Origin of the sequence: Burkholderia sp. GbtcB21 (assembly GCF_019091065.1) — a bacterium.
GTDB classification, from domain to species: Bacteria; Pseudomonadota; Gammaproteobacteria; order Burkholderiales; family Burkholderiaceae; genus Burkholderia; species Burkholderia pyrrocinia_C.
Window position 1 is genome coordinate 1 of sequence record NZ_JAGXKA010000082.1, and the last position, 689, is coordinate 689.

Here is a 689-nt window from a genome sequence, read left to right on the forward strand (position 1 = left end):
CAATGCCATGTTGGACGCTGAGGTCGCCGCCATTCATCGTGCCAGCCGCGGCAGCTATGGCCGACCTCGTATCGTGCGGCAGTTGCGTGCTCAGGGCCGGCCGGTGAGCGCCGAACGCGTGCGTCGCAGCCTGCAACGCCAGGGACTACGTCCGGTCTACAAGCGCCCGTATCGGGTGACGACGGATTCGACGCATCGCTTGCCGGTGGCGCCGAATCTGTTGGATCGGCGTTTCGACGGCTGGCGGCCCAATCAAGCCTGGGTAAGCGACATCACGTTCGTGAGGACCGGCGAGGGCTGGTTGTATCTGGCGGCGATCCTGGATCTGGCGAGCCGGCGCATCGTCGGCTGGTCGATGTCCGAGCGGATCAACGCGGATCTGGTCTGCCAGGCGTTGCGCAGCGCGTGCTGGCAACGCAAACCGCCACCGGAATTGCTGCTGCACTCCGATCGCGGCGCCCAATATGCCAGTCGCGCGTACCGGAAATTGACCGCCGCGTTCAAGATAAACGTTTCAATGAGCCGCCGTGCCAACGCCTGGGATAACGCCCCGATGGAAAACTTCTTCAAGACGCTGAAGGTCGAAAGAATCTACCAGACTCACTACGAAACGCGTGCTCACGCCCGCCTGGATATCGTCGATTGGATCGAGGGCTATTACAATCGGCAACGCCTGCATACCTCGATCG

Annotated in this window: 1 pseudogene; it reads left to right on the top strand. The window is 62.3% G+C overall.

The features are described 5' to 3' along the window. Positions 1-689, top strand: a pseudogene (locus tag KVT39_RS36430) (IS3-like element ISBvi3 family transposase); the annotation flags it as partial.